At 59.7% G+C, this 18,479-nt stretch carries 13 protein-coding genes and 2 pseudogenes; 9 read left to right on the top strand and 6 right to left on the bottom strand.

Annotated elements, in window-relative coordinates; translation table 11 throughout:
• Positions 1-161: 161 nt before the first annotated feature.
• Together AC1DZP_RS19190 and AC1DZP_RS19185 are read left to right on the top strand one after the other, a co-directional pair.
• Positions 162-701 (top strand): Hsp20/alpha crystallin family protein, encoded by a 540-nt coding sequence (locus AC1DZP_RS19190; protein WP_477304547.1) that lies wholly within the window; start codon positions 162-164, stop codon positions 699-701.
• Positions 702-1,143: 442 nt separating this feature from the next.
• A complete protein-coding gene (locus AC1DZP_RS19185; RefSeq protein WP_477304545.1) occupies positions 1,144-1,701 on the top strand; it encodes a Spy/CpxP family protein refolding chaperone in 558 nt (185 codons plus the stop codon).
• A 137-nt stretch (positions 1,702-1,838) separates the two neighbouring features.
• Here the strand turns inward: AC1DZP_RS19185 and AC1DZP_RS19180 are convergent, their stop codons facing one another.
• Entirely contained in the window at positions 1,839-2,675 is an 837-nt protein-coding gene (locus AC1DZP_RS19180; RefSeq protein ID WP_477304543.1) for a universal stress protein, read from the bottom strand.
• Positions 2,676-2,841: 166 nt separating this feature from the next.
• Between AC1DZP_RS19180 and AC1DZP_RS19175 the strand changes: the two genes are divergently transcribed.
• Positions 2,842-3,240 (top strand): c-type cytochrome, encoded by a 399-nt coding sequence (locus AC1DZP_RS19175; RefSeq protein ID WP_477304541.1) that lies wholly within the window; start codon positions 2,842-2,844, stop codon positions 3,238-3,240.
• A gap of 211 nt (positions 3,241-3,451) precedes the next feature.
• Positions 3,452-4,282, top strand: coding sequence for a membrane-anchored protein (locus tag AC1DZP_RS19170; protein ID WP_477304539.1), 831 nt, complete (start codon positions 3,452-3,454; stop codon positions 4,280-4,282).
• Positions 4,283-5,002: 720 nt separating this feature from the next.
• Here AC1DZP_RS19170 and AC1DZP_RS19165 read toward each other — a convergent pair.
• The 5 genes and pseudogenes from AC1DZP_RS19165 to AC1DZP_RS19145 all read right to left on the bottom strand — a co-directional run bounded on the left by AC1DZP_RS19165 (position 5,003) and on the right by AC1DZP_RS19145 (position 12,680).
• Positions 5,003-6,334 (bottom strand): carbohydrate porin, encoded by a 1,332-nt coding sequence (locus tag AC1DZP_RS19165; protein ID WP_477304537.1) that lies wholly within the window; start codon positions 6,332-6,334, stop codon positions 5,003-5,005.
• A gap of 388 nt (positions 6,335-6,722) precedes the next feature.
• Positions 6,723-6,938: pseudogene (locus AC1DZP_RS19160) on the bottom strand (ATP-binding protein); the annotation flags it as partial.
• Between the two features lie 495 nt (positions 6,939-7,433).
• Positions 7,434-7,763 (bottom strand): annotated as a pseudogene (locus AC1DZP_RS19155) (IS110 family transposase); the annotation flags it as partial.
• A gap of 313 nt (positions 7,764-8,076) precedes the next feature.
• Entirely contained in the window at positions 8,077-9,867 is a 1,791-nt protein-coding gene (locus tag AC1DZP_RS19150; RefSeq protein ID WP_477304535.1) for an adenylate/guanylate cyclase domain-containing protein, read from the bottom strand.
• Between the two features lie 1,724 nt (positions 9,868-11,591).
• A complete protein-coding gene (locus AC1DZP_RS19145; RefSeq protein ID WP_477304533.1) occupies positions 11,592-12,680 on the bottom strand; it encodes an IS110 family RNA-guided transposase in 1,089 nt (362 codons plus the stop codon).
• A 226-nt stretch (positions 12,681-12,906) separates the two neighbouring features.
• On the opposite strand from AC1DZP_RS19145, the gene tnpA reads away from it, so the two are divergent.
• The 5 genes from tnpA (at position 12,907) to AC1DZP_RS19120 (ending at position 17,598) form a co-directional block, all read left to right on the top strand.
• On the top strand, positions 12,907-13,377 hold the full coding sequence (gene tnpA / locus AC1DZP_RS19140; protein ID WP_477304531.1) for an IS66 family insertion sequence element accessory protein TnpA: 471 nt from the start codon (positions 12,907-12,909) through the stop codon (positions 13,375-13,377).
• A gap of 753 nt (positions 13,378-14,130) precedes the next feature.
• Positions 14,131-15,054, top strand: a complete 924-nt coding sequence (locus tag AC1DZP_RS19135; protein WP_477304529.1) for a helix-turn-helix domain-containing protein — start codon at positions 14,131-14,133, stop codon at positions 15,052-15,054.
• A 115-nt stretch (positions 15,055-15,169) separates the two neighbouring features.
• Positions 15,170-16,198 carry a catalase family peroxidase gene (locus AC1DZP_RS19130; RefSeq protein WP_477304527.1) on the top strand — a complete coding sequence of 343 codons (1,029 nt, stop codon included), beginning with the start codon at positions 15,170-15,172 and terminating at the stop codon, positions 16,196-16,198.
• A gap of 49 nt (positions 16,199-16,247) precedes the next feature.
• Positions 16,248-17,180, top strand: coding sequence for an NADP-dependent oxidoreductase (locus tag AC1DZP_RS19125; protein ID WP_477304832.1), 933 nt, complete (start codon positions 16,248-16,250; stop codon positions 17,178-17,180).
• A 10-nt stretch (positions 17,181-17,190) separates the two neighbouring features.
• Positions 17,191-17,598: a cupin domain-containing protein gene (locus AC1DZP_RS19120; protein WP_477304526.1), complete on the top strand. Its 408-nt coding sequence runs from the start codon at positions 17,191-17,193 to the stop codon at positions 17,596-17,598.
• Positions 17,599-18,479 lie beyond the last annotated feature (881 nt).

Below are 18,479 nucleotides of genomic sequence, written 5' to 3'. Positions count from 1 at the left end.
GCTGCGGCAAGACCGCGGATTCGCGAAGCAATGGACCATTTTGGTGACAACACCTGGCAAGCGGGTCCGCTGACCTCCAACTCTGCGCCTCTTGGGAAACCTAATGTGGAAGGGTGGAGGCGGCGGTACCTGTCAATCAACTCACTCCAAGGAGAAGAGCCATGGCCGAAACTGCCACCAAACTACCTGTCAAGACAGAGAAGAGCACTGGGCCGGCGCCGGCCGGCAACTGGACTACTCCGTTCGAAAGCCTGCGTCGCGAAATCGACCGACTGTTCGACGACTTCCATCCCTTCGATTTTCGGCTGCCTTCGACGCGCTCCCTGTTCGGTCGTGATCTGCCGTCCCTGCACAATGCGGGCTGGTCAGTCGCGCCGGCCATGGATCTGGTCGAGAAGGACAAGGAGTACGAGATCACGGCCGAACTGCCCGGCATCGACGAAAAGAACGTTGAGATCAGACTCGCCAACCGCACACTGACCATCAAGGGCGAGAAGACCGAGCAGAAAGAGGACAAGGAAAAAGACTACTATCTGTCCGAGCGCCGGTATGGCTCCTTCCAGCGTTCCTTCCAGCTGCCTGAAGGCGTCGACGCCGACAAGATCGAAGCAAACTTCGCCAAGGGCGTTCTGACGGTCAAGTTGCCCAAGACGGCCGAAGCCCAGAAGGCCGAGAAGAAGATTGCGGTAAAAGCTGCGTAACAGGCGTGACGACTGGTCGCCTCGGCGCGTTTGTTCCGCGCGCTGAGGCCTTCCAAGACGAGACAAATTGCCAACCTAGGTTCATTTCTCGAGCGGATCGAGCAGGGTCCTTCGCTTGACCGCATCCTGTTCCTAGGCCAGGCGTTGTCGGAAATGCTCGGTATTGAGTGAGCGATCCGCTTATCCACTAGCGGCCTCCCCACAAGTCACAGCCAAATCGCCCGCGTCTAATCCCGTCAGCATGCGTTGGTTCCACCAAAGGCATGCTGCAGATAGCGCGTGCGGCCCTGAGCATGGAGATCCCTCCCTATACGAATGCTGTCGAGCAATCCGCACCTACGGCGATACCGATTTCGCTGGCGCTCGTTGATGCAGGTCAAGGCCGCCAAACGCCACCGGGTGTTTCTTTAGCGTTCGGAAGTCGCTCTGAAGGAGACGATCGATGTTCAATTTGCGTGGTCTTTCCTCCGCAGTTCTGATGCTCAGCGTTGTCGCGATGCCTGTCGCGGCCGGAGCTGAAGACAACGATTCTGGCTGGTGGCATCGTTGGGGAATGGGCCGAATGATGATGGGCCAATGGGGTATGGGCGGCCCGATGGGTGGCTACGATTCAGACGAGATGTTCGATCGGATCGACGGACGCCTCGCTTTCCTCAAGACGGAACTGAAGATCACGGACGAGCAGACCCCCTCCTGGGATGAACTTGCCGGTGTGATCCGCAGCACAGCCGAGTCGCACAATGCACTGATGCAGGGGATGCTCAAGGAATTCCAGGATGGTGAATTCCTGAAGAAGCCCTTGCCCGAGCGACTGGCTTACCAACAGACCCATCTCGAAGCACGTCTAGAACAGGTAAAGACTGTCAGGGCAGCCGTCGAGAAACTATACGCAAAGCTGAGCGATGAGCAGAAGCAGTCGGCTGACGAGATTGTCCTACCGATGATGGGGATGGGTATGGGGCGCTCGGGCGGCTTCGGCCCTGGAATGATGTCCAGATAGCCTCCATTGCGACCTGACCGTGCAGTACGCTGACCGAGCCGGATACCGCAAAGGAACTGAACGCATGTTCACGGTACTTCGCCTTGTGACCGCTAGCGAGCGATCCAAGAATACCGTCACGGAACGCCGGTCAGACTTCATCGCGCCAGAAAGACAGGCAGCGATTGATCTTCAAGCATCGACTGGGTCACGCCACCGAAGATGCGCTCGCGCAATCGCGAATGGCCATAGGCGCCCATCACCATCAGGTCGGCTGCTGTATCGACCGCGTGCTGGCGAAGAACGTCAGAGACGGAATGGTTTGAACTCGGCAGTCGGTCGACCGTAACCTTCACGCCATGCCGGGCGAGATAGGCCGCGGCATCGGCACCAGGTTCCTGTCCATGGTGGTATTCGTCCTCCACCGGGTCGACCATGGCAAGGTGCACTTGGTCGGCGCCGATTAACATTTCGAGTGATTCACGGACGGCGCGCGATGACTCTAGACGAGCATCCCACGCAACCAGCACCCGTTTCGGCCTGAGTGTCGGGCGCGTCCCCGGGGGAACGATCAGCAGCGGCTTTGCGGATGAAAACAAGACGCCCTCGATCACTTTATTCTTCAGCGTCTCTCCAGCGAGCAACTCCGGTCCGATCACCGTAATGTCGGCATAGCGTGCACGACGACCAATTCTTTCGTCAGCCCCGCCAACCTCCGGGTATTCGTTGGAGACATCGGCCGAAAGCGCCCTTTTGGCCAGAAAAGCCGACACGGCAGTGGCCCGCTTCTTCAAACGCCTCTCATCGGCCTGCCGCTCCTTCAGCCAGTCTTCTGAAACGATTGCTGCATACTCTCCGACTGGTGGCGGCGCGGCGATGGCAACTACAAGAACAGCAAGATGGGCGCCGATCTCATCGCAAAGCTCGGCAGCGAGTTTGAGATCGTCGTCACCCATATGCGGTCCCGTAACCGTAAGTATCGTCCTGAAAGCCATGGCGGCTGCTCCCGGTCCTTGTGTCAAATTCCATGACAACGATAACAAGACCGTTCGGTATGCTCATTGCGCTGAATCAAAGACCATGCAGACGCCCAATTGATCGGGATCAAGATATGTGCTGGTCGGCGCGGTAGGCTCAGCCGATCAATCGGTGGATGCGCACATGAGATTTTTGATCGCAGCAATTCTCGCGACCATGGCCTGGGAAGCGTCTAGGGCGCAGGAAATGAGTTACGGCCAGGCAGAATATCTGAACTCCTGCGCTGTCTGTCACGGCATCGACGGCAAGGGCGACGGACCCTTGCGCGACCTGCTGGTCAAGCGTCCGGCCGACCTGACGCACCTTTCCGAACGCAATGGCGGGACGTTTCCCTATTCGAGGGTCTTCGCAATCATTGACGGCCGCTACGCCACACCAAGCCACGGCGACCGCGAGATGCCGGTCTGGGGTCGTCAATTCCTTGAGGACGATGCAAAAACCTACGGCCCCAGTGGGGGCGAGGTGGTGACCACGGAACGCATCCACAACTTGGCGGGTTACATCGCCACGCTGCAGCATTAGACCCAGGCTGCGAAGATCGCCAAATGCCCCATTTGCGCGGACGAAACGAGTGGCGGGCAGTGAGGACTACGAGGTCGAGTACCTTGCCAAGAAGGCAGGCATTACAGTCCAGAAGTCAGGCATTACAGTCCAGCAGGCAAAGGAACTGAGAGCTAACACGGCAACAATGGAACGGGAAGCCAAAGCACTCGGCAAGCGGTGACGACTTCCGATGAGCTACTCCAAGATCAGACGAACGATCAAGGAAGTACTCGTCTACAGGTTTTCCCGCCCCAAGCCCCCGCGTCATCCGACCCGGTTCATCGGGCCAGTGCTCGTCGTCGGCTCCGCCCCTGGATCTAACCTCCCCAAGGGATTCGACGAGAGTTTTTCGGTTCTCACCGTCAACGGTTCCCAGTCGGTGGCGAGGAAATGGGGCATCGCCAAACCTGACGCGACCTTTCTCCATTTCAACCAAGTCGACGGCACGAACGACAATGCCGTGGCCGTACGGCGCGTTCTCAACGGCGAAGAGACCGGCATCCTGTATGTGATGCGCTGGCAGTTCGGAGAGCAGCGCCTGCGCGATGGCCTCGCGGCATTTAACTATCGGTACGACCAGCTCCGGATGGTTAGCACGTACCAGCGCATTGCCCTGCACGAGGCGGTCATGGGCACGCGCCACAGCGAGTTGGACAATGCACGGAAGTTTTCGAACGGGATCACCGCTGTGCTCTATGCATTCAACAGCGGCGCGTCGACTGTCGTCATATCGGGCATCAATCCCGGCTCGACCGGCCATGTCTACAACGAACTCGGCTTGAGGAGGCTTCATAGCGACATGGACAGCTCGATCTTGCTGAAGCTACGCGGCCGTGGCGCCAATCTCTTCACGGCCGATCCTGAAGTCGCGGTATCGACCGGGCTGCCGCTGTGGCAGGCATCCCCAGTTCCACTGCCAGTCTGCGGTGCTCTCTCAGATGGCGATACGACAGCTGCTCCCGCGGCTACCTTGGCGTTGGTGAGCCCGAGGCCTGCTCACGTCGCCGCTCGAGGCAGCTAAGTATTACTGGTTAACACCGCCCGATGCTCTGTAATTGCAATAGTGTTAGCTGCAGCTAGGCTGATGTGGCAACGAAGTATTCGCACGTGTGAAGCGGCCGGCCATCCTGTTGCTCAACGAGTAGACGCCCCGCGGGTTTCTGGCCAGCGGGGCGCTAAACTGAACCCTGAGCGAAGCTCAGCTCTGCACTCATTCAAGGTTCCCAAAACGGAGAAGGTTAGTCTCCAGCACCCTTCCCGCTACCACCTTCAAAGTCCAAACAATTCTCCGGTCCCCTCATGGCTTCCCGGTAGCCCAGCGTTTGCAGGGTGTGTGGCCAAAGGCTGGGGAGTGCCGCAGCGCCCCAAGCGTGCAAATTGCTCTCTGAACGCCGATCATTCTCCGAAGCTGGGGAGTAGCGCTAAAAATCCCTAGGTTTTGACGACAGCAATATCAATGGTCTAGCGCCGGCCTTGCTGCCGCCAGTTTTGCGGTTCGCTCGCCTGTCCAAACAAGACCACAACTATGCCATCTCTTGCCAGGTCCGGCTTGCACCAGCTCCGGACATCGCCAAGCCACTACTCGGACGTCGCGTTTGGGGCCGGAAGTGGACGGGCAGCTTTTCGGGAAGACAATGTTAAGAGCAGCCGTTCCGTTGGCACCTCATAGCGGCCATCCAAGCTTATTGCTCCCTTAAATCTGATGTAACGAACGCGTGCGAGTCACTCCGGCGAGAGCAGTTCAAAAGTCGATGGTGCTTCTGACTCCAACAACGAGGGCGTTGGGGATTGCCTGGCCGGTCGCATCATCCGCAGCTCCTCCGCCGGGATGGACAATGTACTGGAAATCCGGCTGAATATTCCACCATGGTGCCGCGACGAAGTCGTAATTCACCTCGAATATGGTCTCGCCGGAACGTATCGGATACGCTGTGCCTGTTTCGGTTGCGGTGTCTCTATCAAGATTCGATGCCGCATGGCTGATAGCTGAATGACTAACGCCAACGGTCAACGTATCGTCTTTGCGCGTTGGCGATAGGCCCGTAAAGGCCAGGCCTACGTCGACACCCCACGCGACCAGATTCCTGTCAGAAGGCGCCAACTGCCCGCGCAAGAAGCCACCGACTTTGGTGCCGCTTCCCTCAAACAGCGTCTGGTCGACCAGCGCGTAGACACCCCAGTTCCCCGAATGCATGACCGAACCCACCGCTTGAGGCGACGCGAGCGGCACCACACTGCCCGAACCGCTCAGGCCATATCGCTCATCGGCAAACGTGCTGGTGTGATACCAGCCGCCGAGCTTGTAAGAAACCGATGGCCCGTCCGCAGCACCGTCCGGATTGAGTTCGTACGCCAGTTCGGCCATCAGCAGGGCGCCACCGGCCGAACTGAAGGTGGTGCCGTGTAGGTTGCAAACCTGCGGATCGTTTTGGCAATCTCGTCCGGCCGGGTCGCCGCTGAAAAGCCCACTGCGCACGACAAGTTTCGGCTTGAGGTAAACGGCTGAAACCACACCGAGCGTCGCAAGCGGATAGGCCGGTCCGCCGCTCGGCAAATCCGAGGCATTCAGCACAGGCCATCCAAACGCACCGTTTAGCAATTTCCCGGCTGAATTGCTCGTTGCGAAATCCTCGTCCGCCGCAACCTGCCCCAACCTGACAAAACTGCCGTCTGCAAACGTTTGCTGGACCCAGGCGGTGAAGAGCCGCGTCGTCGGAACCGCATCGATGTTACTCGGATCGCCGAGGCTGGCAACCTCAGCGGCGACATTGCGATCATTGAGGCCGTGTATTTGATACACCGTCACATGGGCAGATCCACCCTGCCACCGACCCATCTTCTCAAAATCGAGGTCCAAGTTGACGTCGAATCGTCCTTCGTAGGTCGCGCCCTGGCGGATGCCGCCACCCGCCACATCCATGACCTCGCTCACGTAATCGAGGGTGAACTTAATGCCTTTGTCCTCAAGCGCCGTCCGGTCGCCATTCCAGTCCCCAGTGAGGTGATCCCACTGCCAGATTGAGCTACCTGCTTGGCCGGACGCGTCGGCGGCGCCGGCCGGAGCCGCGAGCAAGATTAAATCCGCCAAAAAAATGAATGACAGCGACCGTTGCAACCGACCGCATCGGGACTTCACTTGGCATCCTCCACAATAGGCAAAACCTCGACCACAGACATCATCCCACGACCTCGTGCTCAAGGATGTGGCAGTGCATCACAAATCTCCCGACGTGCACCGGCTCGAGTTCGTTTTCTGCGTTCCGATCAAAATCCCGGCGGCCGGCCCAGCGAATTTGGTGCCGCTGCCGTTGGCTGTCAATGACGCGGAATCGGACCTCGTATTTTCGCGCAAAAGGGACCCCGGCTTTCGGTTGTGGGAGGCACGCCGGTAAGCGCCCGATCAGGCGGAGCTGGTCGGGGTTGCACAGCCTGATCGGGCGCGGCTGATTAGCTTTTCGGCTTTAGCTTTGAGATCGGCTTTTGAAGCGCCAGGACTCGTTTCCGGTCTCGACGATCTCGCAGTGGTGAGTGAGGCGGTCGAGCAGCGCGGTGGTCATCTTGGCATCGCCAGCGAAGACGCTCGGCCATTCCCCGAAGGCAAGATTGGTGGTGATGATGATCGAGGTGCGTTCATAGAGCTTCGAGATCAGGTGGAAGAGCAACTGCCCGCCGGCCCGGCGCTATCATAAGCAACCGGCGTAACGCCCTTGTGGCTCCACCGAAGATTTGCGTAGTTGGAATCCCCCGACTGAAAAGCGTAGACGCCTTCCATAGGGCCATTCGTGCGGTTAAGCGCCTCCAAGAGATACTGCACTGGAGGCCGCGCCTGTTGGAAAGCTCCTGCGATTGCTACGCGACCGTTAAGGCATATTACCACAACTCCTGCTAAGCCGCTAAACCTGCTGAAGGCAGCGCAGAAGCTACCAAGTCGGCATCGCTTAACCGCTATCCCCAGGTTCCCACCCGGTTGGACCGTGCCGAAAAGAATAACTGGCTGAGATTTCGAACCCGGACTGCGAAGGCTGCCAGGCCCGACATTCGACCGTGATCCGTGGGTGCTCGATGCGAATGATGTTAAACGAATTTGCAGCTTGGCGAAGCCGCGATGAAACCGCCGTTCCCGCTTGAATGAGCAGCGCGGCGTAGCCGTCGACAAGGTAGCGCCGTGCGCTCGGCACGAAGCGCATAGTCGGTCGTGTCACGGCCTCGCAGATGGCTTCTGCGTCTGCAGCATCATTCTTCTGCCGCTTCAGATAGGGCTTCACATACTGTGCCGGCAGTAGTCGCACATCGTGGCCACGTGCGATCAGCTCGCGAGCCCAGTAATGCGATGAACTGCACGCCTCGATCCCCACCAAGCATCGCGGCAAGCTCTCGAAGAACGCCAGTACGCGCCTACGAGTCAGCTTCCTGCGAACGGAAACCTCACCAACCGCATCCACGCCGTGCACTGGAAACACGGACTTCGCAATATCCAGACCGACCGTCATAACGTTGCTCATCATAGCGCTCCTCCATCTCTGATCCCCCGAACATACCGCAGGGAGGGAGGAGAGCCGTCCACCGCATCAGAAGCGGACTGGCAGCTTCACGGTGCGGACCGTGAAAACCGGACGTTCAGGTGGACGTGGGCATGGTCGTTATCTAACCCCGGTGGGGACAGCCGGCTTGGCCGCATCAGGGGCACGGACAGCACCGATCCTGCTCAGCCTACAATTTCGTCGCGGGTTAGACGCCCCGTATTTTTTGAAGCACAGGAAGGAGACCCGAGACGATGTCTTTCTGCAAGACAGACAGCTCGATTCCAATTTGCATTTAAGCCGGGAGGCCAACTTTGCTGAGGCCCTCGGACAGATGGTCAACGTCGGCTTGATCGCGGAAGGGGAGCCGTCCAACATGCTCGGCAAAGGAGTATTTCGGATTGATCTCCATCAGTTCGCGCCAGACCCGGCCGGCTTCCTCGGCCTTGTCCAAATGGCCGAGCGCGACAGCAAGAAAGGCGCGAGAGAGGTCGGTCTTCGGGGCGAGCTGTATACGCTCCCTGAACAGCGCCGTGGCAGCTTCGAATTTGCCGGCGACAAGATAGGCGGAGCCGAGAAAGTGGATGTACAGCTGCTTCAACGCGGGATCGAGCCGGATGGCTTGTTCGATATGGGGAATAGCCGCGAGGGGCTGGCCGCCATAGATGTTGACGATGCCGCGCGAGTTGTGCGCCTGAGCGTAGTTCGGATTGAGATTCAGCGCCGCGTCCGCTTCAGCCGCGGATCGGTCGAGATCCTTTTTCCATAAGTAGAAGACCGAGGCGACATAGTGCACGAAGGCAACCTGCGGACTCTTCTGCAGGGCTAACTCGACATCGCGCTCAGCCTTTTCAAGCGACTCGCTCCAGCCATCCGTCCAATGGAACTGCCAGTTGAGCACCTCGGCCATTGCGAGGCCGGCATAGGGTTCGCCATAGCTCGAATCCTGGGCGATCGCTTGCGCGAACAGGTCGATCGAGCGCTCGAACACGTCGCGGTTCCTGATGGCCCCCCACAGCGCCTCGCGCCCGAGCAGGAAAAAGTCGTGTGCCTTGCTGCTGGTTGTTTTGACAGCACCAAGCATCGCGGCTTCGCTCGGGCTCAGTTTGATCATCAGCGCGTCGACGATCCGCCGGGTGACCTCGTCCTGGACCTCGAAGACGTCGCTGAGTTCGCGATCGAAGCGGTCGGCCCAAAGGTGTCCGCCGGTTTCCGCATCGATCAGCTGTGCGGTGATCCTTACACGGTTGCCGGCGCGGCGGATGCTCCCTTCGAGCACTGAGCGGACACCGAGTTCACGGGCCACCTGCCGCACGTCGACAGCCTTGCCCTTATAGGTGAAGCTGGAGTTGCGCGCGATCACCAGCAGGCCGCTGACCTTAGAGAGGTCGGTAATCACATCCTCGGTTATCCCGTCGGCGAAATATTCCTGCTCAGGATCGCCGCTCATGTTCTGGAACGCCAACACGGCAATTGAAGGCTTGTCGGGCGGCGCGAGCTGTGGCGAAGGCTTCTCCGGCACAGCGGGCTCCGCAGGTGTCGCGGGCTTCGCCTGAGCGGGGACTCCGACTTGCAGCGAATAAACTCGGACCGGATCGGCGATATTTTTGAGTTGCACCGCGCCGCGATCGTTGATTGCGAGATCGAGCCTCGCCTTGACCTGCCAGTATGCTTGCTCGGAGAGACAGATGCTGCCAGGCTCGCAAATGCCTTCGAGCCGCGCGGCGATATTGACGCCGTCGCCCATCAGATCGCCGTCGCGCTCCTCCACGACATCGCCCAGATGGATGCCGATGCGAAAGTCGATGCGGCGGTCCGGCGGCAGCCCGGCATTGCGCTCAACCATGCCATTCTGCACCTCGATGGCGCAGCGCACGGCCTCCACGACGCTGCGGAACTCGACGAGGGCTCCGTCCCCGGTGCGCTTGACCACGCGACCATGATGCACGGCGATCGTCGGATCGATCAGATCGCTCCGCAGCGCCCGCAGCCGCGCCAGGATGCGATCCTCGTCCGCGCCGGCGAGCCGGCTGTAGCCGACCACATCCGAGACCAGGATCGCTGCTATTTTCCGGGTCTCACTCACGTCGTGCTCCCTCTATCCAGCCTACTGCAGCCAGATCAGTGCCGTCCTTCTCAACATAGAGCCGTTAAGCACAGGGAAGATAGCCCCGAGCCATTGGTCGGATGGTCCGCATAGGATCGACCCGAGTCGTTCGAGACAGGTCGGCGAAGCGCCAGACCTGGCGCAATCAAGACGTCCAGCCCTGTCAGCCGCGTCTGCTTTGAGGCAGCGGCTAAGCAAATCTCTAGGGCCGACATGCGGCGCATAGCAGACATTCAGTCGCTGACCGACCGCGCCTCGGTCGCTTCATCCCCTCCACGTCGCAGAGCGGAGAACGGCCTGCATATGCTCTGCCAAGTCGAGCTCACACCTCCCCTCGATTTCTAAAAGATACCGAGCCTTGGCTAGGCAGTCCGCCTCCCCAACTGCAGGGTAGCCGCAGATGGCGAGCAACGCCCTCTCCTCCTCCCGGCTCGCTCTGTCGGACTGGCTGCGGCCACCGCCCTTGTGATGCAGGGCTTCAGCGAACGCAGCATAGCTTATGCGCCTCCATCAGCGCTTGCAGACTATCGGACGGTCCTCGGTCTTGACCTGGCGGTTCGGTACAGAGCGCCGTTGCCGCAACTGTTGAGGCGACGACTGCGCTGCCAGAATGGAGGAGCAAGGCGCGGCGGTTGATCCTAGACGTGGCGGACTCTCCATTTGCTTTGAAGCCTATTAAGCCAGTGACCTAAGCCGGCTAGACCGTAACACGATGGTTTACGCGTTCCTGTCAGGATGGAGAGGCTACTGGCAGACGACAGTCAGGACAGCCAGGCGATGCGCAGCGCCGGCGGATGGCGGCCCGACGAACCCTCCGGTGGACGCTTGGATTTGGTGGCGGACGTATCGCCTGCGCTCTTTCCATCGGGACCGTGAAGCCTACGCATCCGCAGTACGGAAGATGGCGCCAGCCGGCAAGCCAGCGCTCGGCCGCTATCTTACGGCCGACGCTGGCGATGTCGGCAATCGGGTCCGTAGTAAGCCTCTCTCCCGGCAGCCGAACCGGCCGCCCATCGCTAGCCACCGCAGGCCAGGTCGACGCGGTTCGACTTTGACTATCCACCACCTCGTTGTGTGCCGGCGAGAGGCTGCCTCAGCGCCGTCCCTGACTACGCCCCTTTCCCGGCCTCATCCTCATCAAAGTGCGGAAACGGCTCCCGCACATTGCACTAACTCACGGGGATAGCTGAGAAATCGACATTCTCGCAAGGTGCAGTAAACATGCGTACATTGCGAAATCACTATCTAACGCATTGAAAAACAAAGACCCGTCCGCCGCGCAATGTGCGGCCTTTTATCCTGCCATCTTAATCGGTTGTTTTTGGCGATACTTTGTAACCATCGTCTTTCCTCCTTCAGGATGCGATAATATACGAATCTATGCTCTGCGCTACGATTCCGCGTTCTGGCGTTGAGTTCCGATGCGCCGTGCAATCTTCCGCGCTCTGCGACGGGCTGTTTTGGCTGCATGAGTGCAGCGCTCGAACCATCGTGGCGCACTTTTCCATCGGACTGACGGAGCATCGTCACAGGCAATCGAGCGCGGTCCGGCCGTCTGTCGATCGGCGCGGCCGCAGGCAGGATAACGTGCGTTCCGTCGTTCCTGGTCTGCATCGGTCCTCATCCGCCGGAGCGGATCTCCCTTGTTCAGATGGCGTCGGTCAGCGGGCCGGCGCCATGCGTTTCAAATGCCGCCGCACTGCTCATCGATGCGCTCCCAGCAGCTTGCGGTCCTTGACATGGGCGCGCCGCTCGGCGGCGTCCTCACTCGCGGCCGGATCGCCGACGTAGAACGTTCCATCGCTCCACATGGCGTGCATGATCACCGCCAGCTTGCGTGCCACCGCGACACAGGCTTTGCGGTGGCAGGAGCGTTTGGCGATGTCCCGGCCCCAGCTCTTGACCCTGTCCTTGCCCTTGAAGCGCGTCATCAAACCTGACGCCGCTTCGTAGAGTGCGCGCCGCACGTCCGCGTCGCCGGCCTTGGAGATGCGGCCCTGAACGTCGATCGAGGTGCCTGACTGCCAGCGCCGCGAGGTCAGGCCAAAATAGGCCGCGACGTCGCGCGAGCGGTGGAAGCGGGTGGGATCGTCGATCGCCGTCATGAACGAAAGCGCCGTCACCGGACCGACGCCGGGGATGGCCATGAAGCGCCGGCACGGTTCGCTGCGCGCCACCGTTTTGACGACGAGATCGTGCAGGCGGCAGTACTGTTTCCACAGTGCCGCGCGCGCCGACAGCATCGCGTCCATCAGCTCGCTCGACAGCGGATCGTTCGCCACTGCCACCCGCACCGCCAGATCGAAGGCTCCGCGTCCGACCTTGCCCAGACGGATGCCAAACGACTTCAGCGAATGGCGGATGGCGTTCTCCAGGTCGAGGAACTTAGCCTTCAGATTGCGCCGGTGGGTCAGCAGAAGCCGCGTTCGATAGCAGCTTTCCGACTTGATATAAGCCTGGCGGAACCAGCCGGTGCGCATGATGTGGGCGATGCCGAGTGCATCAGCCTTGTCGGTTTTGTTGCGCTGCGCCGACATCGCGGCGCGCACGTGTTGCGTCTCCAGGCAGATGGCCGGCAGGCCAAGTTTCTTGAGTTCCGGATGCAGCCAGGGCGACAGCGAGCCTGCCTCGTGGCCGACGCGGCGAAGTCGCCCGAGAAAGGGCTTGAGGATTCCGAAGATCGCTTCCGGATCGGTCACCACCGCCGCCTCCAGATGCACCGCGCCCTCGTCGTCGACGACGCAAACCGCTGTCTCGTCCATCGCCACGTCCAGTCCACAAAAGAATTCCATCGTCCGCCTCCTGCGCTGTTTGACAGGTGCAGAATGTGCCGCCGAACTGCCGACCATCGCCAGCGGAGCCGCGGCTGACACACAGCTTTGCAGCCCTTCCATGCGACCGCCCCGATTACGGGCGGCAATCTTAATCGGTTGTATGTAAGCGTCCGGTCTCTGCACCCAGATTGAGTAGTGCATTTGCGCGACATGTCGGGCTCCTTCGTAGCATGGAGGATCTCCGGTGAATTTGAGACATTTCGAGAACAAGGCGCGGCAATCCTATTGGGTGGTTCACGTCGAGGCGTGGCAGCGCAGCGGTCTGACCCGGACGGAATATTGCCGCGTGCATCGCCTGACGAAGGACACGCTTGATCGCTGGCTGAAGTACTTTGCGGGCAACGACGCGGCCCGTAAGCAGGCGGAATTGCGCCGTCAGAAGCGCCTGGAAGAGCGAGCGAAGCGGCAGAAAAAGGGAACTCGGCGGCGCTTTGCGATAAGCGCGGATGTTCGCAACCGTGGTGTCCAGGCGTTCTGGGCCATGCATGTTGAAGCCATGAACTGGAGCGGCATGGCGTTCGCGAATACACCGCTGCGCTGCATCTTTCGCCGTATTCGCTGCGCATATGGCGTGACCGATTGGACGAGGGCGAGGTCGAAATCGACTGGCGGGCGCATCTTCATCCCTCCGCCAAGTCCAGGAGATTCTGGCTGATGCGAGGCCTGGGCTCGCGGTTACATACGTCGAGCAGGCTTCAGTCTTGCTGGCGGGGCCGGTTGAATGCCTGCGGGGCGGATTGATTGTTGGTGCCCCAGCGGCTGCTCAACGGCGCCAAGGAACGCGGATCAGCCTCGACTGATCCTTGCGCCGCGACCGCGACCGTCAAGCCTCGTCGCCGGCAATGTCTTCTGTGGATGGCTCCCGCGATGCAAGGGGTGATTTGACGTTTTGACGATTGGGTCAGGTGCGGTCTTCTGTCCGGCCTGTTGATGCAGTCGTTCATGTTGACCGCTGGCCTTGATGGTATCCGCGAGTCAGGTCCCACTCTGCTTTGCGGGCAATGACGCCCACGACATTCGCACGGGTTATCCCAGCTCCCGGTATGACCGGTTCGCCATCACATCTCATCGCCCTTGCAACTGGTGAACTTCCTTTTCCTTCTTGGGTCAATGTGGTTGGCGCCTAGGGGGTATCTGCAATCCGCCGCGAACATTGAGGGTGAAGGCATCGCCGCTGTCGTAGCCGGCCTCGGCTCCGAGGAAGAAACTACAGCCGCTATCAGCTTGGTAGGCCATGTCGGCTCCGACGCACCCAAATCCTTGCGAAACCTGTATTAAAACGTTCACGCCGCCGGCTAAATCAGCAGCGCGCGCTGATAATTCGCCAGGCGAGCTAAATCCTGTGTAAGCTGGGAGTCTGGTTTTTCGCAGGGTGGACTATGCACGTTTCGCCGGGGCTAGGGCTTTGATGAGGAGCGGCGAAGCGTACGGTCGAGAATTCGCCAAGCGTTTCGGGGCAAAAGAAGCCCCAGCACTGGTATCGAAAACCCTTCGCAAATCGGAGGTAGCCGCAACTTACTTGCGGCAATATTCACCAACCAATGAATTGTCGGACCCCCAGCCGGTGGTAGACGCCTATTTTGCAAGCTACGTCATGCTGGACAATCCAAGCTTCCGCCTCTGGGAGGACGGCAAAGCTGTTCGGGAGGCGCCAGTGCTGGCCGGACAAACGACGTTCATCGACCTGAGGCTTGCCCCTGTTATGCTCGTCAACAATCCAATGGACGCGCTGCATTTCTATATCCCGCGCGCGGCGTTTAACGCAGTTGCGGATAATGCCGGCGTGGCGCGTATCGGAGATCTCGTCCATGAGCATGGCCGCGGCGCAGACGATCCCGTTATGCAGGCGCTAAGCGCTGCTTTGATGCCAGCATTCAGTGCACCGGATCAGGCAAGCCGGCTATTCATCGACTATGTCACGTTGGCCGTCGTGGCGCATGTCGCGCACCGCTACGGATCGATGAAAGCCCTGCCGGCCCGTGGCGGACTAGCACCTTGGCAGCTGAGACGTGCCATGGAAATTCTCGATGCGCATATCGAGGGCGATATTTCCCCCGAGTGGCTGGCGTATGAATGCGGGCTGTCGCCCAGCCATTTTGCCCGCGCCTTTCGGGCTTCGACCGGCCTGCCGCCACACCGTTGGCTACTGCAACGGCGCGTCGACCGAGCCAAGAATGCGCTCACTAACACCGGGATGTCGCTTGTAGCGATTGCGCTGTCCTGCGGCTTTGCTGACCAGAGCCACTTCACCCGCGTCTTCAGCCGCCTTGTCGGCATATCTCCAGGCGCTTGGCGGCGTAGGAAGCATGACTCGACAGATCGCCTCGTCTAAGCAGAGCTTCGTGCGCAAATTCGCCAAGTGCAACGAAAACGGGCAATACGGCTGAAAACGGAGGAACGAGGATTGCCCCGATTGCGTGCGCTCAGCACGGTCAGGGAGGATTTTCGTGCAAAAGAAAACCAAAATTGGTAGGCGCCTCACTAGGTGGCTTGGAGCCGCCGCACTGGTAGTGGCCGCGGTGAGCAGAACCACGTTAGCGGCGGAAGCCCCTGCGGCACCGCCAATTCCGCCAAATCAATCAGCGCAGGATCTGGTCAACGCCCTGCATTCAGCATTTGGCGAGCATCATGCTCGCGCCGTCCACGCCAAGGGGATCCTGCTGGAAGGCACTTTCACCGCATCTGCGGAAGCCGAGACGCTCAGCCAGGCATTGATCTTCTCCGGAAAAAGTCTGCCGGTGGTCGCCCGGTTTTCCGACTTCACAGGCATACCCGAGATTCCCGACACGATTGGCGCAGCCAATCCGCGCGGCTTCGCGTTCAAGATCAAAGCAGAAGACGGCGACGAGGTCGATGTCGTGTCCCACAGCTTCAATGGGTTTCCGGTCGCCACCAGCGATGAGTTCGCGGTATTCCTGCGCGACATCGGCGCAAGCGGCCCGGGAGTGGCTCACCCAAACCCGATCGAACAGTTCCTAGAGACACATCCGATCGCCAAGACTTTCGTGTCGACGCAAAAGCCGCCGCCAGCATCTTACGCCACTACGGCATTTTTTGGCGTCAACGCTTTCACCTATAAAAATGCCGCCGGCAAGGCCGTGCACGTGCGCTACCGGCTCATTCCGCAGGCCGGCGAACTTTACCTAACAGCCGCGGATCTCGCGACCAAAGGACCCAATTATCTCCGCGAGGAGATTCTCGAGCGCATCGCTGCGCAGCCGATAGGCTTCGACTGGTATGCACAGATTGCCGAGGACGGTGACAAGATAGAAGATCCATCAATCGCCTGGCCTGAGCAGCGCAGGCTGGTAAAACTCGGTTCGATTACAATCACGAAGATCGTCGCCGATCAGGCGGCTGCAGACAAAGGTACGCTGTTCCTGCCCGGCCAGCCACATTCTGGGATCGATCCTGCCGATCCGATGCTGACGCTGCGCAACGAGGCCTATCCGATCTCGTTCCAGGAACGGCAATAGTCCGATGGACGAGGATAGGTCATCGCCGCCATCCGCCTATATGCCAACTATGAAGGCCTGCCGCGTCCACAGGTTTGGTCCACCCGAAGTCATAACGCTGGAGATAATTGCCCGCCCACGGCCCGGCCCGGGAGAAGTTCTCGTAAAGGTGGCAGCCGCCGGTGTTGGACCGTGGGACGGTTGGATACGTGCCGGCAAGAGTGCATTGCCGCAGCCCCTGCCATTGACGCTTGGATCGGATTTATCCGGGCTCGTCGAGGCGGTTGGACAGGGCGTCGAGGCATTCCGGGTCGGCGACTCTGTGTTTGGCGTCACAAACAGGCAGTTCACGGGAGCATATGCCGAGTTCGCCGTCGCATCGGCTAGCATGCTTGCGCGGAAGCCCGGCAGCGTGACGGACGTCACGGCTGCGGCGGTGCCAGTGATCGCCGTTACCGCATGGCAGGCGCTTTTCGACCACGCCCAGCTGCAACGCGGTCACACCGTGCTGGTTCATGGCGCGGCAGGCAACGTTGGTTCGTTCGCTGTTCAGTTCGCACGGCAGGCCGGATTGCGGATTATCGCGACAGGCGGTGCCAGAGACCTCGCCTACCTCGGCGAACTCGGTGCAGACGAGGTGATCGACTTCCAGTCCCGTCAATTCGAAACAAAGGTTAGCGGCGTTGATGCGGTTGTCGATCTGGTGGGCGGAGATACTCAGCGTCGCTCATTCCAGGTTCTCAAGCCAGGCGGCTGTCTGATCTCCGCCGTTTCGGTTCCCGACCAGGCCGATGCAGCCCGCTACAGGGTCCGCGCGTCGTTCTTCCTGGTCGATGTGACGACGCAATGTCTGGATATGATCGCCGGCCTCATCGACAGCGGTTCGATCAGATCACGCGTGGGCACAGTCCTCTCCCTTGGCGAGGCGGAGTTGGCCCATGAAATGCTCGAGGGAACGCGACCTCGCGCAGACGGCAAGATTGTCCTCAACATTAGCAACTGATGGAGATCCGATGCGCCTTAAAAGAAAACTTACGATCGTCGCGGCAAGTGTGACCCTTTGCCTAGGGTACACCCTTACTGTCCACGCAGACGACGACAAAGTCTCTCCAGTCTTTGCAGGAAAATTGCCAAACCTTCCCGGACAGACACTGACCGTCCTGCGCGTCGACTACCCGCCAGGCGGCAAATCCGGCAAGCATCACCACGCGGGATCGGTGCTAGCGTACGTGTTGTCGGGAACGATCCGTTCTGAAAACTCTGCGACCGGCCCCTCAAAAACCTACAAAGCAGGCGAGACCTTTTTTGAGCCTGCCGGCAGTGAACATCTAGTCAGCGAGAATGCCAGTAGCACCGAAAGCGCGAGCCTAATTGCAATCTTCGTCGCTGGAGACGGTGCGATTCTGAAGACTAGCGATTGAACCTTGAGCGGCGCGCATGACCCGCAATAAACTGGAAATGTCTGGTTTGGAGATAGCACTGAGAGGCCCTGAAAGACTGCATTGAGGCGCATCGCTGACCGACAGCTTTGGGCCGCTGGCAGACTCGCAGCTTCTGGATGCAAATCTTCGCGAGCGGACATTAATGAGCGGCGTGGGCAACGTCAGGATCTGACCGGATCCTGACGTTCGCTTCATGACTGTCTACGGACTGAAACCAGCCTTTCTGATTCCATATCGTCGGGTTGGAAGGTCATTCATCGCGCCAGTATGGGTGGGAACAGCTGAATTGGCGCGAGCCAATCAGACGGCGTTTGGTCTCCGATATCGTAGTATTTTCGCCCTGATGCAAGGTCATCGGGTTCTGGCCCCGAAGCGTGGCTACGAACTGGCCAAGCGAGCGGTCCGGCTGAATGGCCATCCACGACGTCTGCTTCTGGGGCGGAGACGAGTTCACCTAGAGGCGCATTTCGGACGTCCAGAGCTAGGTCTTGAACTGTACCAATGGTGCCCATTGATCACACAGATTCAGAGAAGGTTTGTTTCGGGTTCGTTTCCCTCTACCAACTGTGTTCGGCAAACGACCGTTTTCCGCATAGTCCGCGAATGCCACCTGGCCAAACGGCATTCTCCGGTGTTGGTGTATGGAAACTGCGTGCGGATTTCTATTGTTCGGATAACGCTCCACTAGCGGTACTGCACCTTTTCCAACAGTGCGAGAATATCTAGTTTAGAGCCAACGCAGTGAGCTGAACTCTAGGTCCGGTATGGAAGCAAAGCCGCCGACAAAAAACGTAGCACGCTGGCAGTTCGTGCTCACGCGCTATCTGGCGCACGTGCTAGAAGTCGATGCCATCAATGCT

The sequence above is a fragment of the Mesorhizobium sp. P2_F8 genome, from assembly GCF_056403655.1.
The sequence above is the reverse complement of the archived record's forward strand: the minus strand, read 5'-3'. Positions and strand labels throughout refer to the sequence as shown.